Raw genomic sequence first — 16,317 nt, 5'->3', positions numbered from 1 at the left:
TACATATTATTTAGAAAAACAACCACGCTGACGCATTAGTTCTCTATATAAATCTTTATTCTTTTCGAATGCCGCTCTTCCGTGCATCCAAAACAAATTATTTAAAAGAACTAAATCTCCTACTGGTAATTTTAATGCATGTGTTGCTGGTGAGTTTTCAACAGAATACGATAAATCTTTTAAATAGTTTGCTTGTTCAATATTATCTGGGTACGCAAACTGATCAATAAAGCAAATACACGGTGCGTTGTTCACATCAAAGAATGTTTCACGATAGACGATTTCTTGCGAATTTTTACTTGGTGGTGCTTTATACGTAACTTTAACAGATGCGAGCGAATGATTTCTAAATTTCTGAAGATCTTCCCAATCGTCTAAATGTAGTAAACGTGATTCCCCGCCTACTGCATTTTGCTCTTCAATCTTCATCATAAGAAGCCAATCTGTCGGCTCATCAACGAATGTTCCGTCTGTATGAAGTGTAAATAATCGGTACGCTTGGCGAAGATAAGAATCACTACTGTCTGTATCTTTTACATTAAATCTAGCATAATACGTTCCTGTCATCGCATCAAAGTTTGGTGTCCCAATTAAATGCGTTAATGCTGTCGCGAATTTCACGTAATCTGCTGGATCTACCGTTTCGCCTTGTACCCCAATTGTAAATCCTCCAGTTTCACGTTCATGAATAATGCCACGAATATTATCCATAAACGATTGCCCAAAAATCTTTCTCATTCCGTCAGCAAGATTAAACCGAGAATAAGGAATGTATTGCAGTGACTGCTCTGAATACTCTTTTACCTCTTCAAAAAATTGCTTAAGCAACTGCTGATTTAATACGATATGATATAAACGTTTATGCTCTGGATGAGGAACAATTTCATACCCCTCATATTTTTTTGCAAACTTCATCTTCGCACTTTGTTCTGTAATAATCGACATTTTAATTCCTCCCTAAATGAAATATGAAGAACGTATTGACGCTTTTTACAGACAGTTATCCTTATCTTCTATATGCTGAGATCCGGTCTTACTGCCCTAACAGCAAAAAGCCAGTCATACGCATCCACGACATAACAATCGCAGATACATATAACTGGCTCATAATTACGAGTGTTCTTTAATCTCTTAAAGTACAATAATAATAGACAGTTCATATGAAAATATGTGTAAAACAGGTAAGCAAGATCGAATTTAGAGAAGGCTAATTTCTCGAATGGATCTTATTAATTGAATAATAATTCAAAATATTCTAACTGTCAATTCGTTTTTTATTATTTTCTCGACATACTTTACACATTTTACAAATACCTTTACTTTCCGCACATCCTCTTTTGTTCGCCTCTTGCTTTACAACCTGCACGTCATTTAACTTTTTCATATTCCTTGCCTCCTCAATATAAAAAGCCAGTCGTATCCCGTTAACGGAAATACAACTGGCTCTCGTTTACGATAATAAACTAGACAGTTTTTATGGTGTTGTTTCCTCGTACTCGCCTTGTGGCTGTTCATCATTTAAATAACTTACATATTGACGGTGCAAATCTTTTACCGCACTAACTATCGCATTTTGCGCTTTTCCTTGATAATGATCTGTAATATCTTGAACGATTTCTTCGATACCATCTCGTAAACTATGTCCTCTCAAAATTTGAGCGACGAAGTCCCTGCCGTGCTCTGTCGCAAGCGTACATGATGCTTCAATAATGACATGATATTTATGATCTGCCTCAATTGTAATTGTTAATGTTTCATACATACTGCGAACAGCCATCCCTTTCGGAAGCCTCGAATGTCCTGCCATAAAAAATGTCCCTTTACGCATATTTCATCCTCCGTTACTATGTTTTTTAGTGTTTATACTCGATCTACGTATACTGTCTTTATTCTCGTATAAAATTCTTTCGCCGCTTTTCCTTGTTCACGCGGTCCAGCACTAGAGTTTTTCATTCCGCCAAACGGAACTTGTGGCTCTGCTCCTGCAGTTTCTGAATTCACATGAACCATTCCAACTTCCATATCATCAATAAACCGTTGCGACAAACTTAAATTATTCGTACAAATCGATGCACTGAGTCCGTATTCTGTATCATTCGCTAAAGAAACGGCTGCTTCATAACTATTCACTTTAAATAAACAAATAACTGGGCCGAAAATTTCTTCCTTCGCAATTCGTGCATCTCCGTCTACATTTTCAAAAATAGTCGGTAACACGTAACAACCATTCTGTAATTCTGTTTCGTTCGGTACGCTGCCTCCATACAGTAAAGAAGCCTCTTCTTTTCCTACTTCAATCATTGATAAAACAGATTGCTGTTGTCCCTTTGACACGCATGGTCCCATAAATGTATCAGGATTTAGCGGGTTGCCGACTGTAAGAGCTTCTGTACGCTGCAACAGTCGATCCTTGAACGCTTCATAAATATTCTCTTCGACTATTACTCTACTTGTTGCGGTACATTTTTGTCCTGTTGACATAAACGCACCTTTTATCGCAATCGTTACTGCCTTTTCAATGTCAGCATCGTTTAATACAACTAACGGATTTTTCCCACCCATTTCTAATTGAACTTTTTTTCGCGTTTCAACAGCTGCTTTTTGAATGATATTTCCAACGTGGTTCGAGCCGGTAAAAGAAACCGCTTGTATATCTGGATTCCCCGTTAACTCTGCTCCAACTTCAGAACCTTTTCCGAATACGCAATTGATAACACCTGCTGGAATGCCAGCCTCATGAAACGCATTTACAAGATGGTACACCGATTTCGGCGTCACTTCAGCCGGCTTAATGACAATTGTATTTCCATAAATAAGTGCCGGCGCCATTTTCCACGCTGGAATGGCAATTGGAAAGTTCCACGGCGTAATTAATCCAACCGGACCTACAGCTACACGTTTACTGTAAAGCATTGTACTTTCATTAGCGGACGGGATAATCTCTCCGATTGGTTGATTTGCTTCTCCTGCATAATATTCAAGAATGCTAATCGCCCGCTTCGTCTCTCCTATTCCTTCTGCAATCGTCTTTCCTTCTTCATTCGTTACATCCTGACCAATTTCATTTACCTTTTCTTTTAAAATAGCTGCCGCTTTCCATAAATAACTCGCTCTCTCTTGAAACGATAACTTTTGCCACGTATGAAAAGCTTCTTTCGCTGATGCGATTGCGACTCTCGTATCTTCTACTGAACTAAACGGAAATTCACCTAATACTTCTCCGTTATGCGGATTATAGTTTTTTACATATGCATTCGTGGAAGGTTCTTTCCATTCACCGTTTATATAATTGAAATACTTCATTCCCCTGCCCCCGCCGTTTTTATTTTGATACTTTTGCAATTGCTGCTTCCAAAATAGTAAGCCCTTCTTCAAGCTGTTCATCCGTTATAACGAGAGGCGGTAAGAAGCGAAGTACATTACTATAAATACCTGCGCTTATCGTAATAACCCCTTTACTATGCGTTTCTTTCAAAATCGCTTTCACTTCTTCTGACGCTGGCTCTTTCGTCCCTTTATCTTTCACAAGCTCAATGGCAGTCATAGCGCCAAGGCCTCTCACATCGCCAACTATTTCGTATTTCTCCTTCCAGCTATGAAACACTGTCATCATACGCTCGCCAATTTCTACAGCACGATTGACTAAATTCTCTTCTTCAATTACATCTAAAACAGCTAATGCAGCCGCGCAAGCAGCCGGGCTTCCTGAGAAAGTACCACCTAATTGACCTGGCCCAGGTGCATCCATCAAATCTGCTCTTCCTGTTACTGCACTAAGCGGTATACCAGCAGCGATTGATTTTGAAAAAGTCATTAAATCAGGAACTACGCCGAAATGATCCATTGCAAATAAACTTCCCGTACGAGCAAAACCAGTTTGAATTTCATCCGCAATCATAATGATTCCATACTTATCACAAATATTTCGAACACCTTGCATAAACGTAGTCGTCGGAACGATAAACCCGCCTTCTCCTTGAAGCGGTTCCAAAATAATCGCAGCGATATTATCACTTGCTACTTCCTCTAACATAAAGCGTTCGAAATAGGCTAAAATTTGCGCGTCTACTTCTTCTTGCGAAAGTCCTTCTTCAGCGCGGTAATAGTACGGATAAGGTAATTTGTATACTTCTGATGCAAACGGACCAAATCCATGTTTATATGGTTTCACCTTACTTGTCAGTGACATCGTTAACAGTGTACGCCCGTGATATGCACGCTCAAATGAAACAATCGCACTTCTTCCAGTAGCTTTTCTAGCAATCTTCACCGCATTTTCTACCGCTTCCGCACCACTATTCGCAAACATCGTTTTTTTCTTACAATCACCTGGCGTTAACTCATTCAGTCTTTCCGCCAGTGCAATATAACTTTCATACGGCGCTACGTGAAAACAACTATGAATAGAAGATTCTACTTGATCTTGAATTGCCTTTACTACTTTCGGATGACAATGCCCGACATTTTGCATACCAATTCCACCTGCAAAATCGATTAGCTCATTGCCATCTACATCCGTAATAATCGCGCCTTTTGCTGATTGCACATATAACTCTGTAATATTGTAAGGCCCTTCTGGCACCGCATTCTTTCTTCTTTCATGTAATATGCTAGATTTTGTAGTTGTAATATCCTTCTTCTCTTTCAACATAGTATATACCCCTTTTCTTATTCTTTTTCTAGGCTAATTTCCGAATCTTTTATCATCGTAAAATCATTCAACTTTTGCTTATCTAACTTTCTAACTCTTAAAAAGTAACTGATTATTACTACGATCGTAGCTAGTATTGTCATGTAAAACTGCATTCGCATATCTGCTATAAACGCTTGTGAAACAAATATCGTAATAATCATCAAAAGCGTTGCATATGTGAGATAAGGGAATAACCACATTTTCACTTTCAGCTTCCCTGCCCCTTCAAGTTCCCTTTCTCGTCTTAACTTGACATGAGAAACGGCAACGAACATATACATCAGCATCGTTACCCCGCCCGAACTATTCGCTAAAAATGCAAACAGTTTATCAGGCGATATAAACTTCAACATCGCGCAAATAAATGCAAATACGATACTCGCATAAATTGCGATAACCGGCGTTCCTCTACTATTTAACTTTGAAAAAGCAGACGGGGCATCACCTTTTTTCGCAAGTGAAAATAACATACGCGAACTCGTATAAATCCCTGAGTTCATAACGGAAAGTAGTGATAAAAATACAACACCATTCATAATTTCTGCGGCTGCAGGTACTCCTGCCATATTAAATAAACTTGCATACGGAAGTTTTAATAATTCCTTATCCGTCCACGGAATGAACATAACTAAAATCGTTACTGATCCAACGAAGAAAAGCATAAGACGCCATACTACACTATTAATAGCTCGTATAACATTCTTCTCTGGATTTTCCGATTCTCCGGCTGCAATCGCTGCAACTTCACTCCCTGATAACGAGAACGAAATAAACACAACGCTCAGTAAAACAGGAACAATTCCATTCGGGAAGAAACCACCGTGTTCTGTAATAATAGAAAGAGTCGGTCTCTCTACTCCTGGAACGAGACCAAAGAACATCGAAATTCCTAAAATTAAAAACGCAACAATCGCGACCACTTTAATAAACGCTAACCAATATTCAAACTCACCGTACAATTTTACTGAATACACATTCGTCATTGTCATTAATAGAACCATACATAAACTCGCGATCCACGCTGGAATCGAAGGAAACCAATTATTGATCATTACGCCTAAAAGTACCGCTTCAATTGCGATAATAATGACCCAGTTAAACCAATATAACCATCCGATCGTATACCCGGCCCACGGTCCAATTGCTTTGTTCGCATACGTTGCGAAAGAACCACTATCCGGATTTTCCGCTGCCATCTCCCCTAACATCCGCATCACGAGCACAACCATTAAAGCACCAATAATGTAGGACAAAATTGCAGCCGGCCCTGACGATTGAATAATCGTTCCACTTCCTACAAACAAACCGCCCCCGATAACCCCGCCAATTGAAATCATTGTTATATGCCGTGTTTTTAAATCTTTCTGTAACTCTTTTTTCTCTTTAGCCAAACAATTCACCAGCCCCTCCATTAGCATGAACGTGCGCCACATTCCATTGACAACGCTTTCTTTAAATCCCCTCCTACTTTAAATAAAAAATAAAAAGAGCCAGAAAAACAACGCATACAAACGCATTGAATTTTACTGCCCCTATCCTTATGGCTCGTCCTCCTGCTAAGGAAGTTCAAGTGGAAAGAAGTTCCGCTATTTCATTTTTAAAACATACACCCGGGCTTACAGAGAGGCTAATCACTGTCATCCGATAATAAGTTAATCATAATACAATTAGACTGAATATTCAATAATCATTTTCGCAAATTTCATGAATAAAAAAGAAAATTCTCTTCCCACGCCACATATACTGTTCAAAAGCAAAAAGGAAGTGATCCCATGTATTATGGAACAAAGGGCTGGTACGTAGCTGAATTAAAAAAATTAGGCGTGCGCTATTATGAAGGGCGAAAACTAGAAAGTTACCGCGGACACGTCTTACGTAATTTATTACTTGCACAACAGGAAAAATCAAAAGAAAAATAATCTCCTAACTAAACGATACTAACTTATCGACAAATCCTCCCTCCATTCTGCCAACCAATCCCACATCATACTACAACAAAAAAAGGTCACCAACTAATTATATTTAGGTCATAGATGTTAAACTCAATAAAATCAAAGGTAGGAACATATTTGATATGTACAAAATGTTTCTGCCTTTTTATTATGTGGTGGGACTTCACATCCTTCAACTTAAGAATTTTTTAACACCCATAAAACAAAAAATGTACATTTTCACCAGGAGATGTCAATTTTCTCGTTTTGGGGTACTTGCTTTTCTTAGCTTAATTGTGATGTCACGTTATCCCTATCAATGAAATAAAAATCGTAAATATAATTGGATATTTATGTTAATATTAATATGGAATTTGTAAAGGATTGTCTTACTCTAAAATTACAGTTAATTTTATTGGTTGAGCATAGAAGTAGTTTGTATCGGTGTAGGTATTCAGATAACAAGGTAGAAAAGGAGAATGAAATGATAAACTTTGTTAAGCAAGAAAAACTTAAATGTTCTACATGCGGGAATAAAATCAGAGAAAAACAGATTATAAGGAAAAGACAATTTACAATAGGCGAAATATTCGTAATCGCCATACTAATGTTAATGATAAGTGTTAACGGAGTTGTATTTGCAAAAGATAACGAATCTAGAAATGGTAGTCTTGATATTTCTAAGATTGATCAGTTTATGATAAATGAGATAGAGAGATTGAACATTCCTGGTGCATCATTGGCTATCGTAAAGGGAGATCAAGCGGAATATATACAAGGATATGGTGTTTCAAATCCAGATGGGACAAAAATGACATCGCAAACGCCAATCGTTCTTGGTTCGACTACTAAATCGTTCACGGCTCTTGCCATTATGCAGTTAGTGGAACAAGGGAAAATCTCCCTAGAAGAACCTGTGCAATCCTACATACCTTGGTTCCACATTACAGATGAAGAAGCATCTGCAAAAATCACCATTCAACATTTACTGAATCATACTAGCGGTCTTTCTACAAATGATGGTCAAGTATCTATATCCCAAGGGAATACAACATCAAAAGAACATATTAAAAGCTTGGCAAATACAGAATTGACATATTCTGTGGGCGAACAATACCAATACTCGAATTTAAATTATAACATTTTAGGTTTAGTCATCGAGGAGGTTACGAATAAATCGTATAAAGAGTATATCAACGAATTCATATTCAAACCGCTTCAAATGAACAATAGTTATGTTGATCCAAAAGATGATACAAAAAATGTAATTGCGACTGGATACCAAACTGTATTTGGATTAAAGGTACCAACGCAGCAGTTAATCCATGAAGGGACTGTTGCATCAGGTTACCTTATTTCGAGTGCGGAAGATATGGCTAATTACATGATTTTACAATTGAATCAGGGCGAATTCAAAGGGAAAAGTATTCTATCGGCGAATGCGATGACCACAATGCATCGTCCATCAGCACCAGTTGAGAATGATACCTATTATGCAATGGGATGGGAAGTGAATAAGGAAGGAATCTTCCATATGGGATGGACAGAGAATACATACTCAAAAATTTTGTTAGATGGGGAGTATGGCATCAGCTTGCAGATCAATTCAATGGATTATCTTAATCTTAATGAATATGATGCCATTATAAGCGGGATAAACAAGCTGGTACATAATGAAGAACCTTCTATTTCTGATAGCAATCCATTTATAAAATATGTAATTATTGATTTGATTTTACTGGCAATAGTTGCTTTAATTGTTTGTTCAGCTTACAGAATTTTCAAACCTAAAAATCGTAAAGTAGGAACATTCCGTAGGATTCTAAATGGGTTGTCTATATTAGTATTTAACTGGCTGCTGCCATTGATTATTTTAATTGGATTTCCTAAATTATTTGGTCCTTTGTCTACGGTAACATTATTTGCTCCAGGAATAGGACATCTCTTATTTTTAATACCGTTGCTCTCTATAATTATGGGAGTCGTTAAATTAGGTAAAGTAACACTAACATTAAAGAAAAATACTTTCGATGCATAAGCTGAAAAGCCGTGATTGATTTTATGAATTGTCTCTCTAGTAATTGAAAAAGTATGTTATGTTATTTTAATTTCATTTAATCCTCCTATCCCTATTAATATTTTTCAATAGGGGCTCAAGTGCGATAGATACTATCATAAGAAATAAGTTATTGTGTTTTTAGGTCTCGTTCATGATTTAATTTATTCCATCCACCGAAAAACACGTTTAAAAGTTAATTTAACGTGTTTTTTCATAAAGAAAAGACACCCTAATGTGCCTTCCTCCGACTTGATAACCACGTTGATTTACATAATTATCGTTATTGGAAGTTGATTAATATCAGTTCATTTGTTTTTCGAAAGGAGTTATTTTGTTCGTTCAAAGATAAAATCAAAGTAATTCGCGTACCCCATAGTTGGTGGCGCAAATAGTTGATTTTATAGGGGGAAAACCTGTAACTAAAGCCTAATATAGGTGTTTTTGTTTAAATTTTGCTTAATTCTCACCGGTAATTAACTTAAGATTTAGAAATCGTTATATAATGAATTTAATTTAAAATTAGGAGTGATTAAATTGCCAGATATGATAAACCTCGTTCTTTTCATCATTATAGCGAGGTGTTAAAACTTCTAATAGAAAACATATTCGATTAAGAAAGAAGGGGTAGTTATGAAAACTAGTGAAGAAACGCATTGGCGAAGGTTTAAACGTAAGAGTAAATCCCCGAAAGAGTGGTTAAAGAAAGTATACGAATTTTTTATTAATGAACACGTATGGGATGCTATCTTTAAAGTGTTCATTAAACTAGTATGGGCAGTAAAAGGTATGGGGAAAAGCTTGAAACGGGTAATAGAAAACATATTCAATTAAATTCTATTCTTTCCTCATACGATCGATAATTTCCAATAAATTTATTTTATATAATGGAGTGTGAATACGACAGTTGATACAGCAATGGCTATAATACCTATATGTGCGTAAAAATTGAAGTAATCATATTTCTGGAAGAAAAATTAAAGGACAGGAAATAAAAGAGTAAGACTAGCAATTAATATTAATTGTTCTTTTTTCATTATTATGCCTCCTTCTTTGTATAATTCAGCATTGATAGAAACAATTCCTATATGAATATCCTATACATTTCTAATTAACATAACGTCCTATTATCGGTAGCAATGAAAAAAGGGAATCCTTACTCTCAGAAGGAATCCCCTTTTTTATCTTCTATAAAGCTATTCATCTTTTTATACATTCCTATTATGACGTGGTTTTAGGTTTCTCGTTTGTTAATCATTAAGAGTACCTCTAATCATAATATTGTTTATTTAAGGTCCTCGCACCAAGGCTTTGTCCTCCTCCGAAAGCCAAACAAACGATTCAAATTACACATCTATATCCTACTGACTAAACTAAATATTCACTCTTTATTCATTTCATTCATTATGTAAATAAAAAAGGATAATCAGCCCTTATAATGGACTAACTATCCTGTAATTTATTATCTAAATTTAACAAACGGGTGACCTTCTTTTCTTATTCACAAACAAGAATTTGTCTAGTAAATGATCCTTTTCTTGTAACACAGCGATCTGTAATTTCAAATCCCGCTTCATGGATCATGTCGTCCATTGTTTCCATCGTGACAACGATTACCTTTTTAGCGATGCGGCGCGCACTGGAAAGAATAGAGAACTGGTCTTCTGGTGTTGCATGCGTAAATAAGTCGTACGGCATATCGATAATGGCAACGTCGTAGTTCTCCGTAATTTCCTCGATTGGACCTTTTGTTACTGTTCCTTCAAACCCGAAATGTGCAATGTTTTTTCTCGTTCCAAGCACAACAAGTGGATTAATATCTCTACCAACGATGTTAATCCCCATAGAAAGTGCTTCTACTACTACTGTTCCAATACCGCAGCACGGATCAATTGCTCGTACTCCATCTGGATTTGGTACAGCAATATTGGCAACTGATCTCGCAACACGTGTACTAAGAGATGTCGAATAACTATGCGGTTTTTTTATGTGATGATACCAAACTGGCTCACTTTCTACATAGTGTCCGAAGTACCAGCGTCCTCCAAGAGGAACAATCCCAAATACACGCTCTGGATTACGAACATCCGCTTCTCCTTCAATATGCATACCGAGGTCGCGTTCAATGAGACGTCTTTCACCATATTCAATTTTATTTTCTTTCCCAAGATCATTGATTTTAACGAAGATAACTTTAAATGATGCCCCCGCCAAATCAATTTGTTCCACTTGTTTTAGAATGCTTTCTAAGTCGTCTCCTTCATACATAACCTCAACGCGCTCTTTTATAAACGCACTTCTACTCGGGTCAATTTTGACATCACTTTTCAAAATATTAACGTGAGACTCCATTCCAAAGAACGAGCGCATTTCCAAGTAACATAAAGCACGCTCCTCCTCGCGAAATGCATACGTATATATACATGCAGGTGTTTTACTATGATTATTCAATCTATTATCATCCTCTATATCGTTATAATTACAATACTTTTTCATATAAAATTAAATGATATCACATGCCTGAAATAAAGAGAAACGTTAATAAATAAAAGAGACTGCCATTGGCAATCTCTTTTGATGTATTAACGGAAAGAAGATACGCTATTACCCTTCGCTTCGTAATAATCTAAAATACCTTGATAAATCGCTTCTGCTGCATCTTGTCTCTGTTTTGGTGTAGCAATTTTATCTGCATCACTTTTATTATCTACAAATGCTAATTCTGTTAATACAGCTGGCATTGTATTTTCTCTAATTACATATAAATCACCTTTTTTCACACCACGGTCTGTTGTTCCAAGGGCTGCTACAAGGCGTTTTTGAATTTTGTCTGCTAATAAGCGACTGTCTTCTGTATATGGATTCGTTGACCTTGTCGGTGCTGCTGCATAATAGAATGTTTCTGTACCGTGTCCTTTTTTATCATCCGTACCATTACCATGGATACTTACAAAAATATCTCCATTATTTTTTTGAGCAAACTCTACTCGTTTTTTCAATGAATCTGTTGAGTCTACTCCTGGACGTGTATTATCTGTACGAGTGAACATAACAGTAAATGGTGCCTTTTGCTCAAATATTTTCTTTAATCGTAATGATACGTCTAATACAGTTTCACTTTCTTTCTCATAATAACCAGGATTACCCGAGTCAATTCCACCATGACCTGGATCAATAATAATTGCTTTACCTTCTAAGAAGTTCTCTTGTTTTACTGGGTTTAATTGATTTTTATCAACCCACTGGAATCCAGCGCCTACGCGAATACGAATCCAGCTGCCGCTCTCTTCCATAATCGTTACTGTTTGTGCATTATATGTACCTAGCACTTTAGAACTATGTGAAGCTGTTTCATATGCAGTAAAGTCTTGGTTAATCGTTTCTGTTTTTTCTGTTAGAGGTGTCCACTTCTCACCTTTACTTGTTACAATTTTCAACCAGCCGTCTGCTCTTTGCTCTTTCACTTCAACCATTTGTGGCTTATGCTGAACATCAGTAATACCAGATGATAATGATGGTTGATGATATGTAATAAAGTTTCTGTTCATATACATTCTTTTTGATGTATTTGTTTTATCTTTATCAGCCATTGCAATGAACTGAGCTGCTTCTGCACGAGTTACAGTTCCTTCAGGATTCCAGCCAGTTCCCGTACCCTTAGAAATCTCTAAAGCTACTAAAATATTAGCTTGTTTCTTACCCCAATGAGGTTCCAAATCTTTAAATTGTGTTGGAAGTTCTCCAATAATTTTTTTATCTAATGAGTATGCTTGTACTAACATAGATGCCATAGATGCACGGTTAATTTTGCCGAATGGATTGAAATTACCAGTACCATCTCCATTAATTGCACCTGCTTTTTCCACTGCAGCAATGTATGGTGCTGCCCAATGGCTTTGTGCATCTTTAAAAGATGGCTTTGCTTTTGGATCAATTGGTAAACCTAGAACGACTGCTAAGATTTTTGCAGCTGATCCTCTATCTACTGCTTCAGATGGAGAAAACGTTCCATCTGGCTTTCCATCAAGCGCTTTTTTTCCTACTAAATAATCAACTGATTCTTGCGCCCATGTAGGAACATCCGAAAACTTCTTCTCTGCTGCGAAACTACTTACTGGAGACGATAATAAACTTGCGGCTAAAATACCTGCCGCGACTGCACGATACTTCATAAAAAATAATACTCCTCTCGACAATCATCTTTTTTATAACGCGTAATCTTAATATATAAATCTCGATAAATCCGAACAAAAAAAATTAATGCGCCTCTATTATTTTATAATACTCGAATTATGTAGTAAACCTACTTTCTTAATATTGTAAAATAAAATACAATTAATTTACTTTTTGTTGAATAAACTCGTTTTAAATCGATACAGCTGCGCCGATTTCTCCGCAAAAAAAATAGACTACCTCTGGCAGCCTATTTTTTTCTTATTCCGTAATCATCTCTGATAATACATATGAATAAACAAGTGCTTCTGTATGTGCAATCGAACTTTCATGTGTACGCTCAAATGCATGAGAAGAATCGATACCTGCTCCAATTAATGCATGTTTCACATCAAATCCGGCGTGAATCGCAGCTGATGCATCCGATCCGTAATACGGATAAATATCTACTTTATATTCGATATTGTTCGTTTTCGCAAGCTCTACTAAATGTTTACGCAGTGCATAATGATACGGACCACTAGAGTCTTTTGCACAAATAGATACAGTATACTCGTCAGATGCTTGTCCATCTCCTAACGCTCCCATATCAACCGCTAAATACTCAACCGTTTCTTCTGGAATGTTAGAGTTACCACCATATCCAATCTCTTCATTATTAGAAATTAAGAAATGAGTTGTATATGGTAATGTTACGTTTTCGTCTTGTAATCTCTTAATTAATTTTAATAGAATCGCAACACTTACTTTGTCATCTAAATGACGTGATTTTATGTATCCACTCTCTGTAATTTGAACACGCGGATCGAATGAAACGAAGTCTCCTACTTCAATTCCTAATTCGCGTACTTCATCAGCTGAAAAGACACGCTCATCAATACGAACCTCAATATTTTTCTCATCGCGTTTCGCTTCACCTGCATCTTTATATACATGCACAGATGTTTGATGCATTAAAATCGTCCCTGTATACGTCTTACCACTTGATGTTTCAATTTCGCAATATTCCCCTTCTACAGAGTTCCAGCGAAATCCGCCAATCATAGAAAGACTTAGACGACCGTCAGGCTTAATTTCTTTCACCATCGCACCTAACGTATCAACGTGTGCCGTTAATAAACGGTGCTGTGCATCATTTTTCCCTTTTACCGTTAAAATAAGAGCGCCTTTATTGTTACGCTTCGTTTCTACATTCCACTCGCTTACATAGTTTTCAATAAAACGAATGATTTTCTCTGTATTTCCAGACGGGCTTGGAATAGAGACAAGCTCCTTAATCAATTCCATCGTTTCTTTCGCATGATGTGCCATTGTCGTTTCCTCCTCATTTTCTCTACTATTTAGTATACAAAATTTGCTAGAAAACCTCTACTCATATAGCTTAATTTTCTAAATTGCGGTAAAATTCTTTTAGTATACAAAAGGAGATATAAAATATGAATATATCAAAAAAATATATACACATTGCACTCATTTGGTTTTTAGCATCATTATTTTGTTTACAAGTTTCTTATGCAGTTCACACTACTACTTCTATTACAATTGGCTGGGTATTAACATCTATCTTCTTCATTATTAGTTTAATTGCAACAAAAAAGCATAGCGTTACTCACTAACGCTATGCTTTCCCTACGAAACTATTCTTCTGAAACATCTAATAAATAAATGCCTCTTTCAAACCCACCGCGCTCTATTTCTTTTTGCTTTCGAAGACGTTCTACATCTTCAATTGTTGCACCTTCTGCTCGCGCTAATGAGATGATCACTTCCAGTGCATCTGCAAGAGAATCAAGCGCATGTTCACGCTCTTTCATAGAAGCAAATTCACGAATTTCTTCCGTTCCAATTTTCGCTAAAGCTTGTATGTATGCATGTCCTGTTAATTTTTGTGCTGTATATGTTTTTCCAGACATCAAAATCTTCTCTGGAACACGATCTCTTACTAACTTGTTATATGCTGACATCATTCATCCTCCTATGTTTAATAACATCCGAGCTCTGCTGTATAGAAAAACCATTTTTTCTTCACGCATGCACTAAGCATATCAATTCCTGATCCATGCGCCCTTACGTGAGGAAAGAAATAGTGCTCTGATTCTTCTTCCTTACCATATAAAGTTTGGTACTCATCTGGAATTGCTTCTTTTTTCACATCTTTTTCTTTCGTCACCTCGCCAGAAAACGCAACACCTGGATGTCCTTCAAAAAACAAAGCAGTCCGTACCGCCATAGATGGTGTACTATGCAACGCATAATATGCTATGACAATTATGCCGATAACACCGATAATTTTCTTCATATATTACTCCTTAAAAAAAGTGCTAACACAATTATACTAAAATGTGTTAGCACTTTCTCCCCTTTACCTTAAATTAACCGGCAGTAAAACTACCATTCATTAAAATTTCACTTTATTCCCCTTTAAATGCTGGCAAACGTTTTTCTAAAAATGCAGCAATGCCTTCTTTATGATCCGCTGTTTGTCTCATCGCATATTGGCCGCGCTTTTCAAGTTGCAGCGTTTGTTCTAAATTAGAACGATTTACCTCACATAAAATTTGCTTCGTTTGAATCATCGCTTTAATCGGCTTTTGTGACCATTCACTAATTTTTTGCTTCACAGCCGTTTGGAAATCCTCGCCGATTACTTCATCAATTAAGCCGATATCAAGCGCTTCTCTTGCTGATAATTTCTTTCCTTCCCAAATAATTTGCTTCGTCATGTTTTCACCGACGCGCTTTTGAAGGAAGAAATGGCCGCCACCATCTGGAATTAAAGCGATTCCAATAAAGTTCATCGCAATAACGGATGAAATATCCGCCATCACATAGTCAGCTGTTAATGCAATACTTAGTCCAAGACCAGCAGTCGGTCCATGAATCGCACTAATCACGAGCTTAGGCATCGTATATAAAGTTACAACAACTTCAGAAATAGTATTCATAATACCATCGAACTTGCTTTCATCATTACTTGAAAGCATCGATTTAATATCTCCACCCGCAGAAAAACCACGGCCGTTCCCGCATAGCACTACAATATGCGCAGAACTCTCCGCTACTTCTTTCAGTTTTTGTAATAACTCTTTTAACGTTGGCTCATCTAATGCATTTAACACCTCTGGGCGATTGACCATAACCGTTGCAACGTGCCCTTCATATTTCACAATGACAGATTCTGTTTTACTTGTTACTTCCATTATATATACCCCTCTTTTCTACATAAAGTGAAACTTTAATCAGTGGGGGTTTTCTTCATCCCCCACTGATTATTAGTTGAACCAATCGGACTTTTATGGGCAGTTAATCCCCTACCTAACTTCTTTGCTTTCGCTGCATTTTGAGGTGGGGATCTTACTGCCCATTAAAGTCGGATAAAGATTATACTTATATAATTATAGAAGGAAGGTAAAAAACCCTTCTTTTTTCTTAATTTTCTGTCTAATAATCTCAGAATGTGTATA

At 36.8% G+C, this 16,317-nt stretch carries 15 protein-coding genes and 1 pseudogene; 4 read left to right on the top strand and 12 right to left on the bottom strand.

What is annotated here, in order from left to right; all coding sequences use genetic code 11:
* Positions 1-6 precede the first annotated feature (6 nt).
* From glaH to ACHZK0_RS04655, 6 genes are all read right to left on the bottom strand, one after another.
* Positions 7-945 carry a glutarate dioxygenase GlaH gene (gene glaH / locus ACHZK0_RS04680; protein WP_395761222.1) on the bottom strand — a complete coding sequence of 313 codons (939 nt, stop codon included), beginning with the start codon at positions 943-945 and terminating at the stop codon, positions 7-9.
* Positions 946-1,255: 310 nt separating this feature from the next.
* On the bottom strand, positions 1,256-1,384 hold the full coding sequence (locus ACHZK0_RS04675; protein WP_377920450.1) for a hypothetical protein: 129 nt from the start codon (positions 1,382-1,384) through the stop codon (positions 1,256-1,258).
* 90 nt (positions 1,385-1,474) lie between these two features.
* Entirely contained in the window at positions 1,475-1,828 is a 354-nt protein-coding gene (locus ACHZK0_RS04670) for a DUF3870 domain-containing protein (RefSeq protein WP_002170612.1), read from the bottom strand.
* Positions 1,829-1,860: 32 nt separating this feature from the next.
* Positions 1,861-3,303, bottom strand: a complete 1,443-nt coding sequence (locus tag ACHZK0_RS04665; protein WP_395761221.1) for an aldehyde dehydrogenase family protein — start codon at positions 3,301-3,303, stop codon at positions 1,861-1,863.
* A 19-nt stretch (positions 3,304-3,322) separates the two neighbouring features.
* Positions 3,323-4,651, bottom strand: a complete 1,329-nt coding sequence (gene gabT / locus ACHZK0_RS04660) for a 4-aminobutyrate--2-oxoglutarate transaminase (protein WP_395761220.1) — start codon at positions 4,649-4,651, stop codon at positions 3,323-3,325.
* 17 nt (positions 4,652-4,668) lie between these two features.
* Complete coding sequence (locus ACHZK0_RS04655; RefSeq protein WP_270340738.1) at positions 4,669-6,093, bottom strand: amino acid permease; 1,425 nt, start codon at positions 6,091-6,093, stop codon at positions 4,669-4,671.
* Between the two features lie 336 nt (positions 6,094-6,429).
* Here ACHZK0_RS04655 and ACHZK0_RS04650 point away from each other — a divergent pair.
* The 3 genes and pseudogenes from ACHZK0_RS04650 to ACHZK0_RS04640 form a co-directional block, all read left to right on the top strand.
* Positions 6,430-6,612: pseudogene (locus ACHZK0_RS04650) on the top strand (YflJ family protein); the annotation flags it as partial.
* A gap of 496 nt (positions 6,613-7,108) precedes the next feature.
* On the top strand, positions 7,109-8,662 hold the full coding sequence (locus ACHZK0_RS04645) for a serine hydrolase domain-containing protein (protein WP_262743526.1): 1,554 nt from the start codon (positions 7,109-7,111) through the stop codon (positions 8,660-8,662).
* 651 nt (positions 8,663-9,313) lie between these two features.
* Positions 9,314-9,514: a hypothetical protein gene (locus tag ACHZK0_RS04640; protein ID WP_262743463.1), complete on the top strand. Its 201-nt coding sequence runs from the start codon at positions 9,314-9,316 to the stop codon at positions 9,512-9,514.
* Positions 9,515-10,177: 663 nt separating this feature from the next.
* On the opposite strand, the gene ACHZK0_RS04635 is transcribed toward ACHZK0_RS04640, so the two are convergent.
* From ACHZK0_RS04635 to ACHZK0_RS04625, 3 genes are all read right to left on the bottom strand, one after another.
* A complete protein-coding gene (locus tag ACHZK0_RS04635) occupies positions 10,178-11,131 on the bottom strand; it encodes a TRM11 family SAM-dependent methyltransferase (protein WP_262743462.1) in 954 nt (317 codons plus the stop codon).
* A gap of 131 nt (positions 11,132-11,262) precedes the next feature.
* A complete protein-coding gene (locus ACHZK0_RS04630; RefSeq protein ID WP_395761219.1) occupies positions 11,263-12,852 on the bottom strand; it encodes an N-acetylmuramoyl-L-alanine amidase in 1,590 nt (529 codons plus the stop codon).
* A gap of 262 nt (positions 12,853-13,114) precedes the next feature.
* Positions 13,115-14,164, bottom strand: coding sequence for a M42 family metallopeptidase (locus ACHZK0_RS04625; protein ID WP_120342164.1), 1,050 nt, complete (start codon positions 14,162-14,164; stop codon positions 13,115-13,117).
* 125 nt (positions 14,165-14,289) lie between these two features.
* On the opposite strand from ACHZK0_RS04625, the gene ACHZK0_RS04620 reads away from it, so the two are divergent.
* Complete coding sequence (locus ACHZK0_RS04620) at positions 14,290-14,469, top strand: hypothetical protein (RefSeq protein ID WP_270607212.1); 180 nt, start codon at positions 14,290-14,292, stop codon at positions 14,467-14,469.
* A 21-nt stretch (positions 14,470-14,490) separates the two neighbouring features.
* Here the strand turns inward: ACHZK0_RS04620 and ACHZK0_RS04615 are convergent, their stop codons facing one another.
* From ACHZK0_RS04615 to ACHZK0_RS04605, 3 genes are all read right to left on the bottom strand, one after another.
* Positions 14,491-14,817, bottom strand: coding sequence for a nucleoside triphosphate pyrophosphohydrolase (locus ACHZK0_RS04615; protein ID WP_001277346.1), 327 nt, complete (start codon positions 14,815-14,817; stop codon positions 14,491-14,493).
* A 17-nt stretch (positions 14,818-14,834) separates the two neighbouring features.
* Entirely contained in the window at positions 14,835-15,152 is a 318-nt protein-coding gene (locus tag ACHZK0_RS04610; RefSeq protein WP_270607214.1) for a hypothetical protein, read from the bottom strand.
* Between the two features lie 112 nt (positions 15,153-15,264).
* Positions 15,265-16,053: an enoyl-CoA hydratase gene (locus tag ACHZK0_RS04605; protein ID WP_395761218.1), complete on the bottom strand. Its 789-nt coding sequence runs from the start codon at positions 16,051-16,053 to the stop codon at positions 15,265-15,267.
* Between the last annotated feature and the right edge of the window lie 264 nt (positions 16,054-16,317).

It is taken from the genome of Bacillus sp. 3G2 (assembly GCF_044324725.1).
Lineage (GTDB): Bacteria > Bacillota > Bacilli > Bacillales > Bacillaceae_G > Bacillus_A > Bacillus_A mobilis.
This window is presented reverse-complemented; position numbering and strand designations above follow the sequence as displayed.

Excerpts from the sequence above, each read along its gene's own strand:
- ACHZK0_RS04640 (WP_262743463.1), top strand. The coding sequence starts at position 9,314 with ATGAAAACTAGTGAAGAAACGCATTGGCGAAGGTTTAAACGTAAGAGT.
- ACHZK0_RS04645 (WP_262743526.1), top strand. The coding sequence starts at position 7,109 with ATGATAAACTTTGTTAAGCAAGAAAAACTTAAATGTTCTACATGCGGG.
- ACHZK0_RS04670 (WP_002170612.1), bottom strand. The coding sequence starts at position 1,828 with ATGCGTAAAGGGACATTTTTTATGGCAGGACATTCGAGGCTTCCGAAA.
- ACHZK0_RS04615 (WP_001277346.1), bottom strand. The coding sequence starts at position 14,817 with ATGTCAGCATATAACAAGTTAGTAAGAGATCGTGTTCCAGAGAAGATT.
- ACHZK0_RS04620 (WP_270607212.1), top strand. The coding sequence starts at position 14,290 with ATGAATATATCAAAAAAATATATACACATTGCACTCATTTGGTTTTTA.
- ACHZK0_RS04625 (WP_120342164.1), bottom strand. The coding sequence starts at position 14,164 with ATGGCACATCATGCGAAAGAAACGATGGAATTGATTAAGGAGCTTGTC.
- gabT (WP_395761220.1), bottom strand. The coding sequence starts at position 4,651 with ATGTTGAAAGAGAAGAAGGATATTACAACTACAAAATCTAGCATATTA.
- ACHZK0_RS04675 (WP_377920450.1), bottom strand. The coding sequence starts at position 1,384 with ATGAAAAAGTTAAATGACGTGCAGGTTGTAAAGCAAGAGGCGAACAAA.
- glaH (WP_395761222.1), bottom strand. The coding sequence starts at position 945 with ATGTCGATTATTACAGAACAAAGTGCGAAGATGAAGTTTGCAAAAAAA.
- ACHZK0_RS04630 (WP_395761219.1), bottom strand. The coding sequence starts at position 12,852 with ATGAAGTATCGTGCAGTCGCGGCAGGTATTTTAGCCGCAAGTTTATTA.
- ACHZK0_RS04605 (WP_395761218.1), bottom strand. The coding sequence starts at position 16,053 with ATGGAAGTAACAAGTAAAACAGAATCTGTCATTGTGAAATATGAAGGG.
- ACHZK0_RS04665 (WP_395761221.1), bottom strand. The coding sequence starts at position 3,303 with ATGAAGTATTTCAATTATATAAACGGTGAATGGAAAGAACCTTCCACG.
- ACHZK0_RS04610 (WP_270607214.1), bottom strand. The coding sequence starts at position 15,152 with ATGAAGAAAATTATCGGTGTTATCGGCATAATTGTCATAGCATATTAT.